The sequence below is a fragment of the Ramlibacter sp. AN1133 genome, assembly GCF_037890035.1.
GTDB lineage: Bacteria > Pseudomonadota > Gammaproteobacteria > Burkholderiales > Burkholderiaceae_C > Ramlibacter.
Map to the genome: position 1 here is coordinate 1 of NZ_JBBKTQ010000011.1, position 18,250 is coordinate 18,250.

General features: G+C 71.4%; 19 protein-coding genes. 5 read left to right on the forward strand and 14 right to left on the reverse strand.

Annotation, left to right across the window (positions count from 1 at the left end; genetic code table 11):
* Window positions 1–117: 117 nt before the first annotated feature.
* From WG923_RS16580 to WG923_RS16610, 7 genes are all read right to left on the reverse strand, one after another.
* Window positions 118–435, reverse strand: a complete 318-nt coding sequence (locus tag WG923_RS16580) for a c-type cytochrome (protein WP_340352083.1) — start codon at window positions 433–435, stop codon at window positions 118–120.
* The gene (locus WG923_RS16585; RefSeq protein ID WP_340352084.1) at window positions 432–1,715 is read right to left on the reverse strand and encodes a PQQ-dependent sugar dehydrogenase; all 1,284 of its coding nucleotides are present in this window, start codon (window positions 1,713–1,715) and stop codon (window positions 432–434) included. The genes WG923_RS16580 and WG923_RS16585 overlap by 4 nt, the downstream gene beginning before the upstream one ends.
* A gap of 83 nt (window positions 1,716–1,798) precedes the next feature.
* Window positions 1,799–2,914 (reverse strand): NAD(P)/FAD-dependent oxidoreductase, encoded by a 1,116-nt coding sequence (locus WG923_RS16590; RefSeq protein ID WP_340352085.1) that lies wholly within the window; start codon window positions 2,912–2,914, stop codon window positions 1,799–1,801.
* Complete coding sequence (locus WG923_RS16595; RefSeq protein WP_340352086.1) at window positions 2,914–3,762, reverse strand: N-formylglutamate amidohydrolase; 849 nt, start codon at window positions 3,760–3,762, stop codon at window positions 2,914–2,916. Before WG923_RS16595 ends, WG923_RS16590 begins: the two co-directional genes overlap by 1 nt.
* A 31-nt stretch (window positions 3,763–3,793) precedes the next feature.
* A complete protein-coding gene (locus tag WG923_RS16600) occupies window positions 3,794–4,708 on the reverse strand; it encodes a lytic transglycosylase domain-containing protein (RefSeq protein WP_340352087.1) in 915 nt (304 codons plus the stop codon).
* A gap of 122 nt (window positions 4,709–4,830) precedes the next feature.
* Window positions 4,831–5,859, reverse strand: a complete 1,029-nt coding sequence (locus WG923_RS16605; RefSeq protein WP_340352088.1) for a uroporphyrinogen decarboxylase family protein — start codon at window positions 5,857–5,859, stop codon at window positions 4,831–4,833.
* A gap of 69 nt (window positions 5,860–5,928) precedes the next feature.
* Window positions 5,929–7,035 (reverse strand): MFS transporter, encoded by a 1,107-nt coding sequence (locus WG923_RS16610; RefSeq protein ID WP_340352089.1) that lies wholly within the window; start codon window positions 7,033–7,035, stop codon window positions 5,929–5,931.
* Window positions 7,036–7,218: 183 nt separating this feature from the next.
* Here WG923_RS16610 and WG923_RS16615 point away from each other — a divergent pair, with 183 nt between their 5' ends.
* The gene (locus WG923_RS16615) at window positions 7,219–8,619 is read left to right on the forward strand and encodes a serine hydrolase (protein WP_445322939.1); all 1,401 of its coding nucleotides are present in this window, start codon (window positions 7,219–7,221) and stop codon (window positions 8,617–8,619) included.
* Window positions 8,620–8,764: 145 nt separating this feature from the next.
* Entirely contained in the window at window positions 8,765–9,025 is a 261-nt protein-coding gene (locus WG923_RS16620) for a hypothetical protein (RefSeq protein ID WP_340352090.1), read from the forward strand.
* 20 nt (window positions 9,026–9,045) lie between these two features.
* Here the strand turns inward: WG923_RS16620 and WG923_RS16625 are convergent, their stop codons facing one another.
* From WG923_RS16625 to WG923_RS16635, 3 genes are read right to left on the reverse strand one after another with little or no spacing between them, the layout of a single operon-like run.
* Window positions 9,046–10,500: a DegQ family serine endoprotease gene (locus WG923_RS16625; RefSeq protein ID WP_340352091.1), complete on the reverse strand. Its 1,455-nt coding sequence runs from the start codon at window positions 10,498–10,500 to the stop codon at window positions 9,046–9,048.
* A gap of 60 nt (window positions 10,501–10,560) precedes the next feature.
* A complete protein-coding gene (locus WG923_RS16630; RefSeq protein WP_340352092.1) occupies window positions 10,561–11,862 on the reverse strand; it encodes an ATP-binding protein in 1,302 nt (433 codons plus the stop codon).
* Window positions 11,859–12,518, reverse strand: coding sequence for a response regulator transcription factor (locus WG923_RS16635; protein ID WP_340352093.1), 660 nt, complete (start codon window positions 12,516–12,518; stop codon window positions 11,859–11,861). The genes WG923_RS16630 and WG923_RS16635 overlap by 4 nt, the downstream gene beginning before the upstream one ends.
* Window positions 12,519–12,629: 111 nt before the next feature.
* Here WG923_RS16635 and WG923_RS16640 point away from each other — a divergent pair, with 111 nt between their 5' ends.
* Window positions 12,630–13,493, forward strand: a complete 864-nt coding sequence (locus WG923_RS16640) for a hypothetical protein (RefSeq protein WP_340352094.1) — start codon at window positions 12,630–12,632, stop codon at window positions 13,491–13,493.
* 68 nt (window positions 13,494–13,561) lie between these two features.
* On the opposite strand, the gene WG923_RS16645 is transcribed toward WG923_RS16640, so the two are convergent.
* Entirely contained in the window at window positions 13,562–14,044 is a 483-nt protein-coding gene (locus WG923_RS16645; RefSeq protein ID WP_340352095.1) for a bacteriohemerythrin, read from the reverse strand.
* A 29-nt stretch (window positions 14,045–14,073) separates the two neighbouring features.
* On the reverse strand, window positions 14,074–14,397 hold the full coding sequence (locus WG923_RS16650) for a DUF883 family protein (protein WP_340352096.1): 324 nt from the start codon (window positions 14,395–14,397) through the stop codon (window positions 14,074–14,076).
* A gap of 148 nt (window positions 14,398–14,545) precedes the next feature.
* Between WG923_RS16650 and WG923_RS16655 the strand changes: the two genes are divergently transcribed.
* A complete protein-coding gene (locus WG923_RS16655) occupies window positions 14,546–15,961 on the forward strand; it encodes a phospholipase D-like domain-containing protein (RefSeq protein WP_340352097.1) in 1,416 nt (471 codons plus the stop codon).
* Window positions 15,962–16,029: 68 nt separating this feature from the next.
* Window positions 16,030–16,635, forward strand: a complete 606-nt coding sequence (locus WG923_RS16660) for a DedA family protein (RefSeq protein ID WP_340352098.1) — start codon at window positions 16,030–16,032, stop codon at window positions 16,633–16,635.
* A gap of 2 nt (window positions 16,636–16,637) precedes the next feature.
* Here WG923_RS16660 and WG923_RS16665 read toward each other — a convergent pair whose 3' ends face one another.
* Together WG923_RS16665 and WG923_RS16670 are read right to left on the reverse strand one after the other, a co-directional pair.
* Window positions 16,638–17,354, reverse strand: coding sequence for an HAD-IA family hydrolase (locus tag WG923_RS16665; RefSeq protein WP_340352099.1), 717 nt, complete (start codon window positions 17,352–17,354; stop codon window positions 16,638–16,640).
* 9 nt (window positions 17,355–17,363) lie between these two features.
* Window positions 17,364–18,239: a phosphoribulokinase gene (locus tag WG923_RS16670; protein WP_340352100.1), complete on the reverse strand. Its 876-nt coding sequence runs from the start codon at window positions 18,237–18,239 to the stop codon at window positions 17,364–17,366.
* Window positions 18,240–18,250: the final 11 nt, after the last annotated feature.

Consider the following 18,250-nt stretch of genomic DNA (forward strand, 5'->3'; position numbering starts at 1 on the left):
AAGAAGAAGGGCCTTCTTTCTTCCTTTCTTTCCTTTGTTCTTTCGGTTTCTTTTGCGTCCTCTGCGTACCCTTTGCGTCCTCTGCGTCCGGTAGTTTCGGTATCTTGTCTCGAAAACTCAGCGCTCCCGCACCTCCACCCGCAGCGACGCGAACCACGCCGCCAGGTCCTCGATCTCCTGGTCGCTGAGGTCCTTCGCGATCACGCCCATCACCTCGTGCGGGCGCCGGCCGCTGCGGAAATTGCGCAGCTGCTCGGCGAGGTAGATCTCGGGCTGGCCCGCCAGGTGCGGCGCGTTCGGCACCATGGACAGGCCCAGCGGCCCATGGCACACCGCGCAGGCCTGCGCCCTCGTCCGCCCTGCCTGCGGGTCCGCGGCCTGCGCGCAGGGCACGCAGGCCGCGAGCAACAGCGCGGCGAGGTGCCCGACCCTCAAGGCTGGTACGTGACGCGGTAGATCGCGCCGGCGTAGTCGTCCGAGATCAGCAGCGAGCCGTCCTTCATCACCGCCACGTCCACCGGGCGGCCGCGGTAGGTGCCGGTGGCCTCGTCGAGCCAGCCTTCCGCGAACACCTCGGGCCGGCCGGCCTTGCCGTCCTGCCCCACGGGGACGAAGTTGATCAGCGCGCCGGTCGCCTTGGTGCGGTTCCACGACCCGTGCGAGGCGACGAAGGCGCCGCCGCGGTACTTCGGCGGGAACTGCGCCGCGTTGTAGAAGGTCATGCCCAGCTGCGCCTGGTGCGCGGGGAACTCCACCTCGGGGAAGACCGCGTTGGCCGGCTCCTTCATGTCCTTGAGTTCCGGCGCCGCGGGCGAGCCCGCCACCTTGAACTTGCCGCCCCAGTACGGATAGCCGAAGTGCTGGCCGACCTTGGTCAGGCGATTCAGCTCGCCGGGCGGGACCTCGTCGCCCAGCCCGTCGGTCTGGTTGTCGGTGAACCACAGCACCTTGTCGCGCGGGTTGAAGTCCATGCCCACGGAGTTGCGCACACCCAGCGCCACCACTTCGCGCTTGGAGCCGTCGAACGGGTCCAGGCGCACGATGCCGCCGATGCCCATCCGGTCGTAGAGGCTGAACTTCATCAGCGGCTGCACGTTGTGCGGCTGGCCGAGCGTCACGTACAGCTTGCCGTCGTCGCCCACGCGGCAGGTGCGCGCGCCGTGGTTGTACGACTCCTCTTCCACCGGCACCAGACCGCCTTGCGGCACCACCTCGATCACCGCGACGTCGGGGCCCTCGTAGAAGAACTCGGCGGCCGGGAAGTTGAGGATCCGGTTGTGCTCGACGACGATCAGGAAGCCGTCCTTGGTCCAGCACACGCCGTTGGGCACCTTGAAGTTGAGCGAGGGCGCGAAGGGCTTCACCTCGTCGGCCACGCCGTCGCCGTTGCGGTCCGTCACGGCCCACACGGTCGTCTTGCGGGTGCCCACGAACAGCATGTTGGTCGACGGTGCCACCGCCATGTGGCGCGCATCGGGCACGATCGCGAACAGTTCGATCCTGAAGCCCGGCGGCAGTTTCACGCGCTTCAGGTTGGCGCGGATGGCCTCCGCGTTGCGGCCTTCCTGCGGGACGGTCGGGATGTTCAGGTCGGTGCCCGAGACCCGCATCTGTTTCAGGTTGGCAAGATTGTCGCGGCCGCTTTGCGCGAGCGCGCCGGAAGACACGGTGCCGAGGGCCGCAGCCACGGCGAATACCACGAACGACTTCTTCATCGCTTTGCCTCCTTGTGGTGGAACCGTTGCGGCGGATTGAAGCGCAACAGCAGAAGAAGGCAGTAGGACTTTTTCCTATCGTTTCAAATGAGCGCGGCCGTGGCGACCTCCGCGATCGCGAGCGCACTCGTCAGTCCCGGCGACTCGATGCCGAACAGGTTGAGCAGGCCCGGCACCCCGTGCAGCGCGGGGCCGTCGATGCGGAAGTCGGGCGCCTTCTCGTGCGGGCCGTGGATCTTCGGCCGCACGCCGCTGTAGCTGGGCGCCAGCGCGCCGTCGGGCAGGCCGGGCCAATAGCGCCGCACCTCGGCATAGAAGCCGTCCGCCCGCGCCGGATCCACGCGGTAGTCGATCTGTTCCGGCGCGCCGACGTCCAGCCATTCGATGTCGGGGCCGAACTTCGCCTGCCCGCCCAGGTCGAGCGTGAGGTGCGTGCCCAGGTGCGCATCGCCCGGGGCCGGATAGATCAGGTGCGTGAACGGCGCGCGGCCGCTCAGCGCGTAGTAGTTGCCCTTGGCGAACCACTCGCGCGGCACGAAGCGCGCGTCCAGGCCCTCGAAGCGGCGCGCGAGGCCGCACGCATGCAGCGAGGCGGCGTTCACGAGGAGGTCGCACGCCAGTTCGGAGCCGTCCGCGAGGCGCAGCACGTGCGGCTCGCCGGCATGCGGCGACACGCGCGCCGAGACGACCTCGCTGCCCAGGGCGACCATGCCGCCGGCGCGTTCGAGATCGCCCTGCAGCGCCAGCATCAGGCCATGGCTGTCGACGATGCCCGTGGTGGGCGAGTGCAGCGCCGCCACGCATTGCAGCGCCGGCTCCAGGGCCCGGGCCTGCGCGCCGTCCAGCCATTGCGCCGGCACGCCGTTGGCGGCGGCGCGGTCCTGCAGGCCGCGCAGGGCGCGCACCTCGTCCTCGTTGTGGGCCACGGTGAGCTTGCCGCAGCGCCTGTGCTCCACGCCGTGGGTCGCGCACAGCGCGTACAGCAATTCCTTGCCGCGCACGCACAGGCGCGCCTTCAGCGACCCGGGCGGGTAGTACAGGCCGGCGTGGATCACCTCGCTGTTGCGCGAGCTCACGCCCTGCCCGATGCCGGCCTGGGCCTCCGCGACGATGGTCTCGCGGCCCGCCTGCGCCAGCGCGCGCCCTACCGCCAGGCCCACGACGCCGGCGCCGATCACGACTGCATCCACGCGGTCCATCAGGCCAGCTTCCGCGGATCGGTGGCGAGCAGCTCCTCCACCAGCCGGCGCAGGTGCGCCTGCAGGCGGCCGAAGCCTTCGTTCGGCTCCAGGCTGGCTTCGTCCATGTACAGCTTGCGGTTGATCTCCACCTGGATGCTGTGCCGCTGCGCGGCCGGGTCGCCGTAGCGCCGCACCAGTTCCACGCCCTTGTACGGATGGTTGTACGAGACCGAGTAGCCGAAGCCGCGCAGCACCTCGCAGATGCGCTGCGACAGCGCCGGGGACGCCGTGCTGCCGTCGCGGTCGCCGATCACGAAGTCCGCGTGGACCAGCCCGGGGAAGTCGGTCGAATACGCCGACGACACCGCCGGCATCGAATGGCAGTTCAGGTGGATGCTGTAGCCGTGGCGCGCATGGGCGGCGGCGATCGCATCGGCCACGGCCTGGTGGTAGGGCTTCCAGCAGCGCTCGATGCGCGCGCGCACCTCCGCGGCCGGCAGCCTGCGGTCATAGAGCGGCTCGCCCTCGTCGGTGATGCGCCAGATCAGGCCCTTGCCCAGGCGCACCTTGGCCAGCGCCACGGGATCCAGTTCGACCGGTTCGTCCCAGTCCTCGACGAGGTCCAGGTCGATCTCGGTGACATTGCGGTTGGCATCGAGGTAGCTGCGCGGAAACAGCGCCTCGATCCAGGCGACGCCCAGCGCCGGCGCGAAGTCGTACAGCTTCTCCACGTGCGTGTCCTCGGCGCGGCGCAGCACGCGCAGCGCGAGGCGGGAGCGGAAGTCTTCGGGATAGTTCACGCCGCTGTGCGGCGAATCGAGCACCAGGGGGGCGCTGCCCGTGAGGGTTCGGACGAGCGATGACATGCCCCGATTGTCGCCGAGCCCGGAGGCCGTTTCAGCCGTTGCGGTCGGCTGCCGCCGTGCCGCTGGTCCAGCGCACACGCCCGCCGGACTCGCGCGTGACCGTGCCGTTGGACCACACCACGTGCCTGCCCGCGCGGCGGCCGTCGGCGTCACTGCCGGCGCCGGACCACTCGATGGTGCCCAGCGCGCGCGGCGGCTCCTTGACGGCAGCGACCCGCTGCACCGCAGCGGCCCTGGGAAGGGGCGGCAGATCCAGCTTGCCGCCCGCCAGTCGTTCGGCCTGGCGTGCGCCCTCGCGCACGTTCTCGATGTGGCGCTGCGTCTCCACCGGCAGGGCCGGGTGGCTGGCGCCGTTCCAGCGCTCGCGCGCCGCGCTCGAGAGGTTGTAGTAGATCGAGATGCCTTCGCGCAGGCGGGCGGCGCGTTGGGCGCCGTCCAGGCGCAGGCCGGCGATGCGGCGGGCGCTCCATTGCCCCGCTTCCCTCAGCAGCGTGGCGGCGGCATGCACCGCCTCCACGGGGTCGTTGGCGTTTCGCACGCCCAGCGCGCGCGCCGTGGCCGGCTCGAGCTGCGCCAGGCCCTGGCTGGTCACGCCGTTGCGGCCCAGGCCGTCGCGCGGCACCCAGCTCGTCTCGGCGCTGATCACGCCGTACACGTCGCGCCAGTCCAGGCCCACCTGCGCCAGGCCGGCGCGGTCGGCGGCGGCGCGAGCCAGCAGCAGGCGCGAGTCCGCATCGGGCGTGCGCACGTCGCGGCTGCCCACGCGCACGGTCACCCAGCGCAGCTGCGAGCGCAGGCGTTCGTAGTACGCGCGGGCGGCGCTCGGCGCCGAGGCTTCGGTGGCGCCCGCGTGCGCGGCGACGGGCCAGGCCACGCTGGCGGCGATGCAGGCTGCAGCCAGCGCGGACTGCGCGGCGAGATGGACGAACGACGGCTTGCTTCCCATGGCCCCTTTCCTGGACAAGCCATGTCTGACCCGCTGCCGCCGAGAGGTTCAGCACGGGGACGTGAAAACCGCACGAAAACCCTGTCGGAAACGTCCGACAGAGGCGAGCACCGCAGGCTGGCTCAGCCTTGGTGGAACTCGTGCCGCAGGATCTTGGCCGCCTCGACCATCGCGACCAGCTTGCCCTGCGCCACCTCGCGCGGCAGGTACTTCATGCCGCAGTCGGGCGCCAGGATCACGTCCTCGGGGGCTATGTCGTCCAGCGCGCGCCGGATGCGTCCGGCCACCACCTCGGGCGTTTCCACGTTCATGTCGTTGAGGTCGAGGCAGCCCACCAGCACCTGCTTGCCCTCGAGCTCGCGCAGCACGCGCGTGTCGAGTTTCGACTGCGCCGTCTCGATCGACACCTGCCGGCAGCCGCATCCCGCCAGCTCCGGCAGGAAGGAGTAGCCGCTGGGCCGCTGGTGGATCACCGCCGCGTAGCCGAAGCAGATGTGCACGCAGGTCGTGCCGTGCACGCCCTCCAGCGCGCGGTTGAGGGCCTGCAGGCCGTACTGCCGCGCCTTCTCGGGCCGTGCCTGCATGTAGGGCTCGTCGATCTGCACCACGTGCGCGCCGGCGGCGAAGAGGTCGCGGATCTCCTCGTTGACGGCCACCGCGTAGTCCATCGCGGCCTCTTCCTCGCTGGCGTAGAAGTCGTTCTGCGCCTGCTGCAGCATGGTGAACGGGCCCGGCACGGTGATCTTCGTGCGGTGCGTGGTGTGCGCCTTGAGGAACTTCAGGTCCTCCACTTCGACCGCATGGCGGCGGCGGATGGGCCCGACGATGCGCGGCACGGGATTCGGGTGGCCCGAGCGGTCCAGCGCCGTGCCGGGGTTGTCGAGGTCCACGCCGTCGAGCGCGGTGGCGAAGCGGTTGGAGTAGCTCTCGCGGCGGATCTCGCCGTCGGAGATGATGTCCAGGCCGGCATCCTCCTGGAAGCGGATCGCCAGCAGCGTGGCGTCGTCCTGCGCCTGCGACAGGAAAGGCTCGGGCAGGCGCCACAGCTCGCGGGCGCGCACGCGCGGCGGGAAGCGCCCGGCCAGCTTCTGGCGGTCGATCAGCCATTCGGGCTGCGGGTAGCTGCCGACGATGGTGGTGGGAAAGAGCATGCGGCCTCCTCTCGGAATTCCCGGCAATCTGGCACAGCAGTGCGGCTGCCGCAAGAGGGTGGCGGCAAGCTACTTGACGGGCTGCCGGCGGCCCGCGTACGCCCCGCCCACGCCCAGCAGCGCCGCGATGCCCCAGAACAGCGGCGCCAGGCCCAGGGCGCTGCTGAAGGCTCCCACGGCCAGCGGCAGCACCGTCTGGCCCAGGCCGATCATCGCCATGCGCAGGCCCACGGCCTCGCCGGTGCGCTCCGGGGGCGCGGTGACGTGCAGCAGGCTCATCACCACCGGCTGGCCGCATCCAAGCACGGCGCCCACCACCACCGCCAGCGGCAGCATGGTGCCCAGCGTGCGGCAGAAGGGAAACGCCAGGTAGCCCAGCGCCGAGAGCGCCAGCGCGATGCCGATCAGCCGCCATTCGGTGACGCGCCGGCTGATCCAGGGCAGCGCCAGCCGCACCAGGGCGCTGCCGATGCCGAAGCCGCCCGCCACCAGGCCGATGGCCGTGGCCGACAGGCCGCTGCGGGCGCCGTGCAGCGGCACGAGGAAGGTGAACAGGTCCCAGCCCGCCGCCACCAGCGAACTCACCACCAGCACCGCGCGCAGGCGCGGCAGGCGCAGCAGGTCCATGACCGCGGCTTTCGCGGCGCCGGGCACGGCGTCCGGCCGCGGCACGGCGGGCGCACGCCACAGCAGCGTGCCGGCCGCGAGCGGCAGCAGCGCCAGCAGCGCGAAGGTGAGCGGATAGCCGACGTGGTCGATGCCCGCCCCGGCCAGCATCGGCCCGAACAGCGCCGAGAGCGAATAGCCCACGGCGGTCAGCCCGAAGGCCCGCGCCCGCCCCGATGCGCCCGCCAGGTGGCCGATCGCGTTGTTGATCGCCACGTTGACGACGATGAAGGACGTGCCCACGACGATGCTGCCCAGCGCCAGGCCGGCCACCGACTGCAGGGTCGCGATCGCGAGCTCGCCCGCGACGAGCGCGGCGAGGGACCACGCCGTGGGGCGCAGGTAGCCGACGCGGTCGACCCAGCGGCCGATGTGGGCGGCCGTGAACGTCGGCACGAGCATCAGCAGGCTCATCAGGATGCCGACCGTGAGGGCGGAACCGCCCAGGTGCAGGGCCTGCAGGGAGATCGCGAGGCGCGCGCCGGCGAAACTGGCATGGCTGACGATCACCAGCAGGATCAGGCGCAGGGGGGAAGCGGGAGCGGGAATTTCAGCGGGACCGGGACGCGAGCGACGGCGCCGATGTTAACTTGGCCACGCCGGCCGTCGTCGCCGGACTACAGAAGCTTCGTCCCTTTGCCCCGGCGGCGCCGGGAGTGCGTGGGTAGAGTGGCCCCGGAAGGACAAGCACCCATGCCCTCTCCCAGCAAGAACAAGGATCTGCGGCTCGCCGTTCTCGTGGCGGCCCTGGTCGCCGCCGGCGGCCTGCTGCCGCTCGCGTACCACTACGGCCGCGAGCACCGGCCCGCGGCCCCGGCCACCCAGGTGGCCGGCGGGCCGGCGACGCCCGCACCGGCGCCGGAGGCCGAGGCGGCCCCGCCCGCGCCTCCCGGCGCCGAAGTGGTGCCGCCGGAGGAGGCCGAGACCGACCGCGGTCCCGCAGCCGCCTCGCCCGCGGGCCCGACCCTGTCCTTCGGCCGCGCGGCGGGCCTGCACCTCAAGCCCGATCCGCTGCACCTGAGTTCCAGCGCCGCCTTCGTGATGGACCAGGACACGGGCCAGGTGCTCGCGCAGAAGAACGAGACCGTGGTGCTGCCCATGGCCTCGCTCACCAAGCTCATGACGACGCTGCTGGTGCTCGAGGCGAAGCAGCCCATGGACGAAGTGCTGACCATCACCGAGGACGACGTGGACACCGAGCGCCACAGCCGCTCGCGCCTGCGGGTGGGCACGCAGCTCACGCGCGAGGAGGCGCTGCGGCTGGCGCTGATGTCCAGCGAGAACCGCGCCGCGCACGCGCTGGGCCGCAGCTATCCCGGCGGCCTGCCGAAGCTGGTGGAGGCCATGAATGCGCGGGCCAGGGCGCTGGGCATGGCCAACACGACCTACGTGGACCCCACGGGCCTGTCGAACCGCAACCAGTCGACCGCGCAGGATCTCGCCCGGCTGGTGGCCGAGGCCGCCAAGAACCCCGTGATGCGCGAGTTCTCCACCACGCCGACGCACCTCGCGTCGCTGAGCGGCCGCACGCTGCAGTACCGCAACTCCAACCGGCTGGTGCGCAACCAGAACGGGGGCTGGGACATCGAGCTGCAGAAGACCGGCTACATCGTGGAGGCGGGCCGCTGCCTCACGATGCTGGCCAAGGTCGGCGGCCACAACCTGATCATGGTGATGCTCGATGCCGACAGCAACGGCACGCGCCTGGCCGACGCGCAACGCCTGCGCAAATGGGTGGTGGCGCGCAACGGCTGGCAGGACCAGCCTGTCATGGCCCGGGCCGCCCCCGAGCCGGCACGCGAGCGCGTGGCCGCCAAGGACAAGGCGGAGAAAGCGGTGAGCCTGGCGGCTGTGAAGGCGCGCAAGGGCGAGAAGGCCTCGGCCGGCAAGGACGGCAAGCGCACGCAAGTCGCGTCGGCGAAGAAGCGCCGCGCGGGCGCGAAGACGGCCGTGGCCAAGGCCGACGCCGGGGACCGGAAGACCGCCGTCGCGAAGAAGGACGACAGGAAGGCCCGCGTCGCCAAGAAGGACGACGGCCAGAAGGCCGGCCGCGTCTCCCGGACCTTCGCCGCGCGCGCCGACCACAAGGGCTGAGGGCGCAACTGCGGGGGGGCGGGCTGCTTAAGCCGCCCGCTGAGAGGAAACTCCCCTATTCCCGCGCCGCGCCGGCCTGCTCGACACTGGAGCGGCTAATGCGGCCGAAGCGCGTGCCAAACGCGGGGCCGCGGGGAGAGCAACCATGATTCCAGTCAAGACAGCCGCGGGCCAGCAGGTGCTGAAAGACCGCTCGATCAAGCTGACGCCGCGCCAGCGCGCCGCGCTGATCCTCGTCGACGGCAAGCGCACCCTGGCCGACGTGCTGCAGGCCACGGGCGCCGCGGGCATCAACCGCGGCGACCTCGAACGCCTGTTCGAACTCGAGCTCGTGTCGGCCACCGGCGACGGCTCGCGCTCGCTGGGCACCGAGCCCACCCAGGCCTCGCCGCTCGGCGAGGACTGAGCGGGCCCGCCCTTTTCGCGTCAGCCGATCCGGATCGGCACGAAGATCTTGTCCTCGCCGCGCTGGATCAGCAGCGCGACGGACTTGGTCGACTTCGCCAGCGCGGCCTTCACCTGCTCCGGCGTCGTGACCGGCGTGCCGTTGACGGCGAGCACCACGTCGCCCGGCTCCACGCCCGCGGCTTCCGCGGGCCCGGCCACATCGGCCACCACGACGCCCGCGCGCAGGCCGGTTTCGGCCCGCTCCTCCGGCGCCAGCGGCCGCAGCGCGAGGCCCACCCGCGCGCCCTCGCCCGTGTCGGGCGTCGCGGCCGCGGCGACCTTCTCGCCGCCGGCGCGGGCCAGTTCGGCCGTGAGCTGCACCTTCTGGCCCTGCCGCCACACTTCCATCGCGAGGCGATCGCCGGGCGCGGACAGGCCCACGATCGCGGGCAGGTCGCCCGACGACACGATGGGCTTGCCGTTCACCGTGCGGATCACGTCACCGGGCTTGAGGCCGGCGCGTTCGGCGGGACTGTTCTTCTCCACGTTGGCGACCAGCGCGCCTTCCGGCCGCTCGAGGCCGAAGGAATCGGCCAGCGACTGGTTGACCTCCTGTACCGCCACGCCGAGCTTGGCGTGTTCGACCTTGCCGTGCGCGACGATCTGGTCCTTGATCTTCACCGCCATGTCGATCGGGATCGCGAACGACACGCCCTGGTAGCCGCCCGACTGGCTGTAGATCTGCGAGTTGATGCCCACGACCTCGCCGCGCGCGTTGAACAGCGGGCCACCGGAGTTGCCGGGGTTCACCGCCACGTCGGTCTGGATGAAGGGCACCGCGCTGTCGTCGGGCAGCGAGCGGCCCTTGGCGCTCACCACGCCGGCCGTCACCGTGTTCTCGAAGCCGAACGGCGAGCCGATGGCCAGCACCCATTCGCCCGGACGCAGCGCTTCGGCGCTGCCCACGGAGACCACGGGCAGGTTGGCCGCGTTGATCTTCAGCACCGCGACGTCGGTCTTGGGGTCGCTGCCCAGCACCTTGGCGCGGAACTCGCGGCGGTCGGTGAGCTTCACCATGACTTCGGTGGCGTCCTTCACCACGTGCGCGTTGGTCAGGATGATGCCGTCGGCGCCGACGATGAAGCCGGAGCCCTGGCCGCGCACGGGCACGTCCTTCGGGCGCACGCCGCGCTGGAACTGGCGGAAGAACTCCAGCGGGTCGCTCATGTCGGGCGTGGCCTGCGCGCGGCCCGTCACGCTGATGTTCACCACGGCAGGGCCATAGCGCTGCGTGATCAGCGGGAAGTCGGGCATCACCACGCTGCCCGCGCCCGGCGTGGGCGACGGCACGCTCGCCGGCGCCACGGGCGCCAGCACGGCGGCGATGGCCGGGGAAGAGGCATGGTGCACCGCCTCGACGGCGGCGCCGCCGACGATGCCGGCACCCAGCAGGGCCAGCACCAGCGGAGCGGATTTCAGGTTGACGTTCTTCATTGCGGGGATCCTCGTGAGTAACCGACCCCTGCAATGTGCGGCCGCAGCCTTAGAACAGGCTTAAGGTGGGGGAAAACGCAGTTCGACGCGGGCGCCGCCCAGCGTGGGCGACTGCACGAGCCGCACCTGGGCGCCCAGCCGCTGGGCCACCGTGCGCACGATCGCCAGGCCCAGGCCGCTGCCGGCCGCCTCGGTGCCCGGCACGCGGTAGAAGCGGTCGAACACGCGTTCGCGTTCCGTTTCGGGCACGCCGGGCCCGCTGTCGTCGACGGCCAGCCACGCGCCCTGGGCATCGCGGCCCATGCCGATGTCGATGCGGCCGCCCACCGGCGTGTACTTGATCGCGTTATCGAGCAGGTTGCGCAGGATGAGATGCAGTGCTTCGCGGTTGGCCTGCACCACCACCGGCTCGGTGGTGGCCAGCCCCACGTCCAGCGACTTCGCATGCGCGGTCGGCAGCAGCGCGGACACCGCCTGCCGCGCCACCTCCTCCAGGTCGAGGGGCTCGCCCGCGCCCTCGCCTGCGCCTTCCTGCCGCGCCAGCGCGAGCAGTTGTTCCACCAGCGCGATCGCGCGTTCGATGCCGGCGGCGAGCTGCTGGGTCGCCGCGTGCCGTGCCTCTTCATCGTGCGCGCGCTGCGCCGCCTGCAGCTGCAGCTTCAGCGCGGTCAGCGGCGAGCGCAGCTCGTGCGCCGCATCGGCCACGAAGTGCTGCTGTGCCTCCAGCGTGCCCTGCACGCGCGCGAACAGCGCGTTGAGCTCGCGCACGAGCGGCTGCACTTCCTCCGGCACGCCTTCGGCACTCAGCGGGGAGAGGTCGCGCGCCGCGCGCGCCGCCACCTGCCGGCGCATGCGCGCCAGCGGCGCCAGCGAGCCGCCGATCACCGCGCCGACGGCCAGCATCAGCAGCGGCGCCAGCAGCAGCACCGGCGTGACCGCCGTGGCGGCCAGCGCGCGCGCCCTCGTCTCGCGCGCGTCGAGGTCCTGCGCGATCTGGATCGTGTGCTCCGGCGTCTGCAGCGTGTAGATGCGCAGCCGGATGCCGTTGACGCGCGAATCGGAAAAACCGAGCACCGCCTGCGAGGGCAGCTCGCGCCCGTTGGAGCGGTAGATGGTCGAGCCATCCGGCCCCCACACCTGCACCGAGTATTCCGAGTCGTCGCCGCCGGGCGCGAACGGCATGCCCCCGTGCACGGAGCGCGCGACCTCCTCGAGGTGGAAGTCGAACATGCGATCGGCCTCGCGCAGGGCGGAGCGGTAGGCGGTCGCGGCCTGCAGCACCGTGACGACGCCGATCGCCGCCAGCACCAGCCACATGAGCCGGCGGCGCAGGGACCACGAGGCGTTCGTCGCCGCTGTCATTCGCGCGGCACCACGTAGCCGAGCCCGCGCACGGTGCGGATGAAGTCGGCGCCGAGCTTCTTGCGCAGCCCGTGCACGTAGACCTCCACCGCGTTGCTGCTGATCTCGTCCTTCCAGCCATAGAGCTTCTGTTCGAGCTGCGCCCGCGAGAACACCACGCCGGGGCGCTGCAGCATCGGCTCGACCAGCGCCCACTCGCGCGGCGAGAGGTTCAGGGGCTGTTCGTTGAAGCGCGCCTCGCGCGTGGCGGGGTTGAGCTCCAGCCCCTTGTGGCTGATCAGCGGTTCGCCGCGGCCCGCGCTGCGCCTGAGCAAGGCGCGCACGCGGGCCAGCAGTTCATCGGTGTCGTAGGGCTTCACGATGTAGTCGTCGGCGCCGGCATCGAGGCCCGCGACGCGGTCGCCGATCGCGTCGCGCGCCGTTGCCACCAGCACGGGCACCGCGTCACGGCGCGCCCGCAGGCTGCGCAGGACCTGCAGGCCATCCGCCCTGGGCAGGCCCAGATCGAGCAGCACCAGGTCGTATCGCTCAGCCAGCAGCGCCGAGTCCGCTGCCGCGCCATCGCGCACCCAGTCCACCGCGTAGTGTTCCGAGCGCAGCACATCCAGCACGGCCTGGCCGATCATCGTGTCATCTTCCACAAGTAGCACGCGCATGTCGGACGAAGCTTACCTTGGGATGTAACAACGCAGACTCAGCGGCGAACTTCGAGGCGTCCTACCTGTCTATCAGTCGTCTCCTACAAACAGTCCAGCACACAGTCCCACATGCAACGTATCACTGCCTCTACCGTCTGGTCCACCGCCGCCATTGCCCTGGTTGCCGGCGCCGCCACCCTGTCGAGCCACGTGACCCCGTCCGATCCCGCCGCGGGCGCGGACGTGGCGGGCGCCCCCGTCGCGACGAACCGCATCGCCGGTGCGGCCGCTGCCGCCACCAGCGCCGCGGCCGCCGTGGCCCGCACCACCGCGGCCGCGACGACGAGCGCCGCGCAAGCCGTTGCCGCCGTCGCCGCGAAGAGCCCCGCCGTGCCGCCCGCCATCCGCGCGGCGACCGCGTTCGCCGTCGCCTCGGACCAGGAACTGCGCGAGCGCATCAAGTGGGTGCCGGTGCGCTGGGGCGGCGAGAAGACCAAGACGCTCGACGAAGAATCGCGCCTGCTGCTCGCGGCCGTCGCGGCGGAGCGCGCGGACCTGGACCAGGTCGGCCTGACTTTCCAGGACGTGTACGGCGTGATCGATGCCGAGACCTCGTGGGTGCCGCGCAAGGGCATGGGCCGCAACGGCGTCTCCAGCCATGGCCTGGCGCAGTTCGAGGCGCGCACCGCCCGCGGCCTGGGCCTGAAGGACCCCAACGACCCGGTGCAGGCCGTGTACGCCGCCGCCGTGAACATGAAGCACGGCGCCGAGTGGGCCGCCGAGAAGATCGCGCACCTGGACCTGACCCCCGAGCAGCGCGCCGAGAAGATCCGCGAAGGCGTGTCGGTCTACTACAACCTGTCGATCCGCGGCCGCAACAAGTGGGACGGCCTCAACACGGCGCAGCTGCCCGTGCCGACCCAGCGCCACATCCGCAACGTGCGCGCCGGCGCCGAGAAGGCCTCGGACCTGGCCGAAGACATGCTGAGCTGAACGCGATCCGCGCTCACGGCGAACGCCACCTTCGGGTGGCGTTTTTCCTTTGCCTGCGCCCGCGGCGCTCAGCGCTTGCCGAACAGGCGGCCGAACCAGCTCGCGTTCGGGTCCTCCGGCAGCGGCAGCGGCTGCGTGCTCGGCCCCCGCGCGTGGTACCAGCGGCCGAAGTGCAGGTCGTGCGTGAGGATGTGGCCCACCAGCCACTTGTTCAGGAAGGTGCGCAGCTCCTGCACCCGGTGCTCCGACCAGGAGGCGCCCGAGACGAGGAATTCGCTCACGCGCGCCGCCAGCCCCTCGTGCATCTCCACGTGGCGATGCAGCCCGGGGTAGCCGCTGCGCTCCATCAGTTCCTCTTCGTGCGTGAAGTGCGTGACGACGTAGTCGACCAGGCCATGGAGCAGCTGCTTCGCGTTCGCGAGCTCGAGGCCCTTGACGAGCGCGAACAGCTGCTGGTGCTCCGCATCGATCTCCGCGATCCCGGTGCGGAAGCCCTCGCGCCACTCCACGATGAAGTTGCCGTGGCCGCCCCGGTCGGTGGCGGCCGTCATCCCCGTTTCCCGCGCCGGCATCGTGCCGCTTACCTGCGCGAGAGCAGCACGCCGAGCAACGCGCCCAACGCGGCGCCGGCCGCGATGGCCTGCCACGGGTTCTCGTGCACGTAGGCGTCGGTGGCGCGGCCGGCCGCAGTGGCGCGGTCGACGGCCGTGCGTTCCAGGCGCACGATCGCGTCCTTGGCGGCAACGAGGCTTTCCTCCAGGCGCCCGCGCGCCTCGGCCACCGCCTCGCCCGTGCCTTGCGCGCCCACGCGCAGGAGCTTTTCGGCGTCGTCGACCACCGCGCGGACGTCCTTCGCGAGCCGTTCGCGGTTCTGCTGCAATTCGCTGCGGATCTGGTGGTTCATGGTTTCTCCTGAAGCTGGCCACATGCAGCCAGTCTCGGCCGGCGCGTTCGCGGCAACCTTGACGCTCGTCAAGGCCTGTTGCGCGCCGGCGCGCAGGCACCAGGCCGCACCATGACGTACATTGGGCGCCGCTCCCCTCCACTCATCGATGTTCGCGGCCTCCAGTCCCCGCCAGTGGCTTTCGCTGCATACCGCGGTCATCCTGCTGTCGCTCGTCATCTACGTCGCCCTGTCCCTGGCGCGACGGCAGCGCCGCCATCCGTCGGCGGCGATCGGCTGGGTGTTGTTCCTCGCCCTCGCGCCCTACCTGGCGCTACCGCTGTTCCTGCTGTTCGGCACGCGCAAGACCGTGCGCGCCCGCCACCACCCGCGCGTGGCGATCGACGGCGCGGGCCGCGAGGCGCTGCACGAGCCGGCCGGGCGCTTTCGCGCCCTCGCCTTCGGCCTGGGCCTGCCGGCGCCCGTGCCGTGCCGGGACCTGGCGATCCACGAGGACGGGGAGGTGGCGCTGGAGCGCCTGTGCACGCTGCTGCTGTCGGCGCGCCACACCATCGAGGTGAGCACCTTCGTCCTCGGGCGCGACGAGGTCGGCGACAACATCGTCGCGCTGCTGGCGCGGCGCGCGCGCGACGGCGTGCGGGTGCGGTTCATGATCGACGGGGTGGGCCGCTACCTGGGGGGCAGCCCCGCGCTGCACCCGCTGCGCGCCGCGGGGGTCGAGGTGGGGCTGTTCGTGCGTCCGTGGTCCTCGCCGCTGCGCGGGCGCGTCAACCTGCGCAATCACCGCAAGGTGGCCATCGCCGACGGCACCTGGCTGTGGACCGGCGGGCGCAACCTGGCGGCCGAATACTTCGTCGGGCGCACGACACTCGGGCGGCGCGAGCGAGCGTGGACCGACCTGAGCTTCGACCTGCACGGGCCGCTGGCCGTGCAGGCCCGCGAGCAGTTCGAGCGGGATTGGGCCATCGCGGTCGGCCAGCCGCCGCCGCTGGTGCGGCGGCTGCCGCTGCCCGTCGCCGCGGCCGGCGAGCCGCTCGTGCAGTTCCTGCCCAGCGGGCCGGACCAGGCCGACGACACGGTGCACGAACTCCTGATCGACGCCTGCTTCAATGCGCAGGCCCGCATCCTCGCCGTGACGCCCTACTTCGTGCCGGACCCGGTGCTGCTGATGGCGTTCGCGCTCGCCGCCCGGCGCGGCGTGACGGTGGACCTGGTGCTGCCGCGGCGCTCCAACCACCGGCTGGCCGACCTCGCCCGGCCGACGGCCGTGCGCGAGCTGCTGGCCTCGGGCGCGCGCGTGTGGCTCGCGCCCTCCATGCTGCACGCCAAGCTGGTGGTGGTGGACCGCACGGTGGCGCTGGCCGGCTCGCTGAACCTGGACGCGCGCAGCCTGTTCCTGAACTACGAAATGATGGTGGCCTTCTACGATGCCGCCGCCATCGAGCGCTTCACGGCCTGGGGCGAGCAGGTCCGCGCCGACGCCGAAGGCCAGCAGCCGCAGCGCGTCGGCGCGCTGCGCGAGGTGGGCGAAGGGCTGCTGCGCTGGCTGACCTTCCAGCTCTAGGGCCCCCAGTCGAGCGGACCTTGATGCGGCGCAACAGCGGGCGCCGCCCGCGTGCCATGGTGGAATCGATGTCCCTCATCGCATTCGTGGGCACCTATGGCTACCTGGCCGTGCTGCTCGGCACGCTGCTGGAAGGCGAGAGCATCCTGCTGCTGGCGGGTTTCGCGGCCCACCAGGGCCACCTCTCGCTGGAACTGGTGCTGCTGATCGCCTTCTTCGGCGGCGCGGTGGGCGACCAGGTGTTCTTCTGGATCGGCCGCCGCTGGGGCGGCCTGCTGCTGGCGCGCTCGCCCATGGTGCGCGAGCGCACGGCGCGGGTGGGCGCGCTGCTCAAGCGCTGGGATGCGGCGCTGGTGTTCGGCATCCGCTTCCTGTACGGCCTGCGGATCGCGGGCCCGGTCGCGATGGGAGCGCTGGGCGTGAACGCAGGCCGTTTCACGCTGTTCAATGCGCTCGGCGCCGCCGTGTGGGCGGTGGTGATCGGCGGGGGCGGCTACCTCCTGGGGCACAGCCTGGAGGTCTTCCTGGGCGACCTGCAACGCTACGAGGGGGCCATCTTCGGCGGCGCGCTGGCCGTGGCCGCGCTGGGCTTCCTGGCGCACCGCGGACTGCAGCACGTGCGCGCGAAGCGGCTGCGGCGCGCCGACGCGGCGGATGCCCCACACCGGCGCTGACCTCAGCCAGCCTGCCAGCCCCGCAGGTCCTCCAGCGTGACGCCGTCCAGGGAAGGCAGCACCCTCAGCGCGCCGTCGAAATCATGGCCCCGCGTGAAGGACGTCGGCGTCACGACCGTGGCCAGGCCCGCCCCGGTGGCCGCGCGCAGCCCGTTGGCGGAATCCTCGAACGCGATGCACGACCGGGCCGGCTGGCGCAGGCGCTGCAGGACCTGCAGGTACACCTGCGGATGCGGCTTCTTGCGCGGTGCCGTGGCGCCGTCGCACACGACGGGAAAGTGCAGCTTCCACTGCGGCCCGATCGCCTGCCGCAGCAGCGCCGCGACGTTCACCGGCGAGGTAGTGGTCGCGATGGCCAGCGGCAGCCCGTCGCGCAGCGCCTGCTCCATCAATGCCAGCACGCCAGGGCGCAGCGGCACCCTGCCGGACGCGACCATGGCTTCGTAGGCCGCGTTCTTCGCCACGTGGACGCGCTCCACGATGTCATCCAGGGCGCGGCCGTCGATCTCGAAGCGGCCCGCCTGCGTCCGCTCCCAGTGATGCCGGATGCGTTCCCTGCCGCCGGAGACCTGCAGCAGCTGCGTGTACAGGGCCTCGTCCCACTGCCAGTCCAGCCCGGCCTCCGCGAAGGCGAGATTGAACGCCGTGCGGTGGAAATGCTCGGTGTCGGCCAGCGTGCCGTCGACGTCGAACACCAGTGCGCGCAGTGCGGGGCTCATGGCGGCGCGTCACTGCGCGCGGCGCTTGATGTCCATCAGCCGCAGGATCATCGGCGTGAAGATCAATTGCATCGCCAGCCCCATCTTGCCGCCCGGCACCACGATGTTGTTCGGGCGGCTCATCCAGGAGTCGTGCAGCATGGAGACCAGGTAGGGGAAGTCGATGCCCTTGGGGTCGGCGAAGCGGATCACCACCATCGATTCGTCGGCGCTGGGGATGTCCTTGGCGATGAAGGGATTGCTGGTGTCCACCGTCGGCACGCGCTGGAAGTTCACGTGCGTGCGGCTGAACTGCGGGCAGATGTGGTTCACGTAGTCCGGCATGCGGCGCAGGATGGTGTCCACCACCGCGTCCTGGCTGTAGCCACGCAGGTTCTGGTCGCGGTGCAGCTTCTGGATCCATTCGAGGTTGATGATCGGCACCACGCCCACCAGCAGGTCCACGTGGCGCGCCACGTTCGCGCCCGGGCCGACGTAGCCCCCGTGCAGCCCCTCGTAGAACAGCAGGTCGCTGCCCGGCGCCATGTCGGCCCAGGGCGTGAAGGTCCCGGGCTCGCCCCCGAGTTCCTTCGCCTCCCCGGCGTCGTGGATGTAGCGGCGCACCTTGCCGCCGCCGGTCTCGCCGTATTCCCGCAGGGTCTGGTCCAGTTCCGCCAGCAGGTTCGCCTCCGGGCCGAAATGGCTGATCGAGGGCCCCTCGCCGGAATCGGCCCGGCGCACGCGCTCGCGCATGCCGGCGCGGTCGAAGCGATGGAAGGAATCGCCCTCGATCACCTGGGCGGCGATGCGCTCGCGCCGGAAGATGTGGGAGAAGCTTTTCATCACCGTGGTCGTTCCGGCACCGGACGAACCGGTCACGGCGATGATGGGATGGCGCAGCGACATGGTTCTTCCTC

Coding starts and splice junctions, on each gene's coding strand:
- WG923_RS16585 (WP_340352084.1), bottom strand. CDS start 1,715: ATGAAGAAGTCGTTCGTGGTATTCGCCGTGGCTGCGGCCCTCGGCACC.
- WG923_RS16590 (WP_340352085.1), bottom strand. CDS start 2,914: ATGGACCGCGTGGATGCAGTCGTGATCGGCGCCGGCGTCGTGGGCCTG.
- WG923_RS16595 (WP_340352086.1), bottom strand. CDS start 3,762: ATGTCATCGCTCGTCCGAACCCTCACGGGCAGCGCCCCCCTGGTGCTC.
- WG923_RS16600 (WP_340352087.1), bottom strand. CDS start 4,708: ATGGGAAGCAAGCCGTCGTTCGTCCATCTCGCCGCGCAGTCCGCGCTG.
- WG923_RS16605 (WP_340352088.1), bottom strand. CDS start 5,859: ATGCTCTTTCCCACCACCATCGTCGGCAGCTACCCGCAGCCCGAATGG.
- WG923_RS16615 (WP_445322939.1), top strand. CDS start 7,219: ATGCCCTCTCCCAGCAAGAACAAGGATCTGCGGCTCGCCGTTCTCGTG.
- WG923_RS16620 (WP_340352090.1), top strand. CDS start 8,765: ATGATTCCAGTCAAGACAGCCGCGGGCCAGCAGGTGCTGAAAGACCGC.
- WG923_RS16625 (WP_340352091.1), bottom strand. CDS start 10,500: ATGAAGAACGTCAACCTGAAATCCGCTCCGCTGGTGCTGGCCCTGCTG.
- WG923_RS16630 (WP_340352092.1), bottom strand. CDS start 11,862: ATGACAGCGGCGACGAACGCCTCGTGGTCCCTGCGCCGCCGGCTCATG.
- WG923_RS16635 (WP_340352093.1), bottom strand. CDS start 12,518: ATGCGCGTGCTACTTGTGGAAGATGACACGATGATCGGCCAGGCCGTG.
- WG923_RS16640 (WP_340352094.1), top strand. CDS start 12,630: ATGCAACGTATCACTGCCTCTACCGTCTGGTCCACCGCCGCCATTGCC.
- WG923_RS16645 (WP_340352095.1), bottom strand. CDS start 14,044: ATGACGGCCGCCACCGACCGGGGCGGCCACGGCAACTTCATCGTGGAG.
- WG923_RS16650 (WP_340352096.1), bottom strand. CDS start 14,397: ATGAACCACCAGATCCGCAGCGAATTGCAGCAGAACCGCGAACGGCTC.
- WG923_RS16655 (WP_340352097.1), top strand. CDS start 14,546: ATGTTCGCGGCCTCCAGTCCCCGCCAGTGGCTTTCGCTGCATACCGCG.
- WG923_RS16660 (WP_340352098.1), top strand. CDS start 16,030: ATGTCCCTCATCGCATTCGTGGGCACCTATGGCTACCTGGCCGTGCTG.
- WG923_RS16665 (WP_340352099.1), bottom strand. CDS start 17,354: ATGAGCCCCGCACTGCGCGCACTGGTGTTCGACGTCGACGGCACGCTG.
- WG923_RS16670 (WP_340352100.1), bottom strand. CDS start 18,239: ATGTCGCTGCGCCATCCCATCATCGCCGTGACCGGTTCGTCCGGTGCC.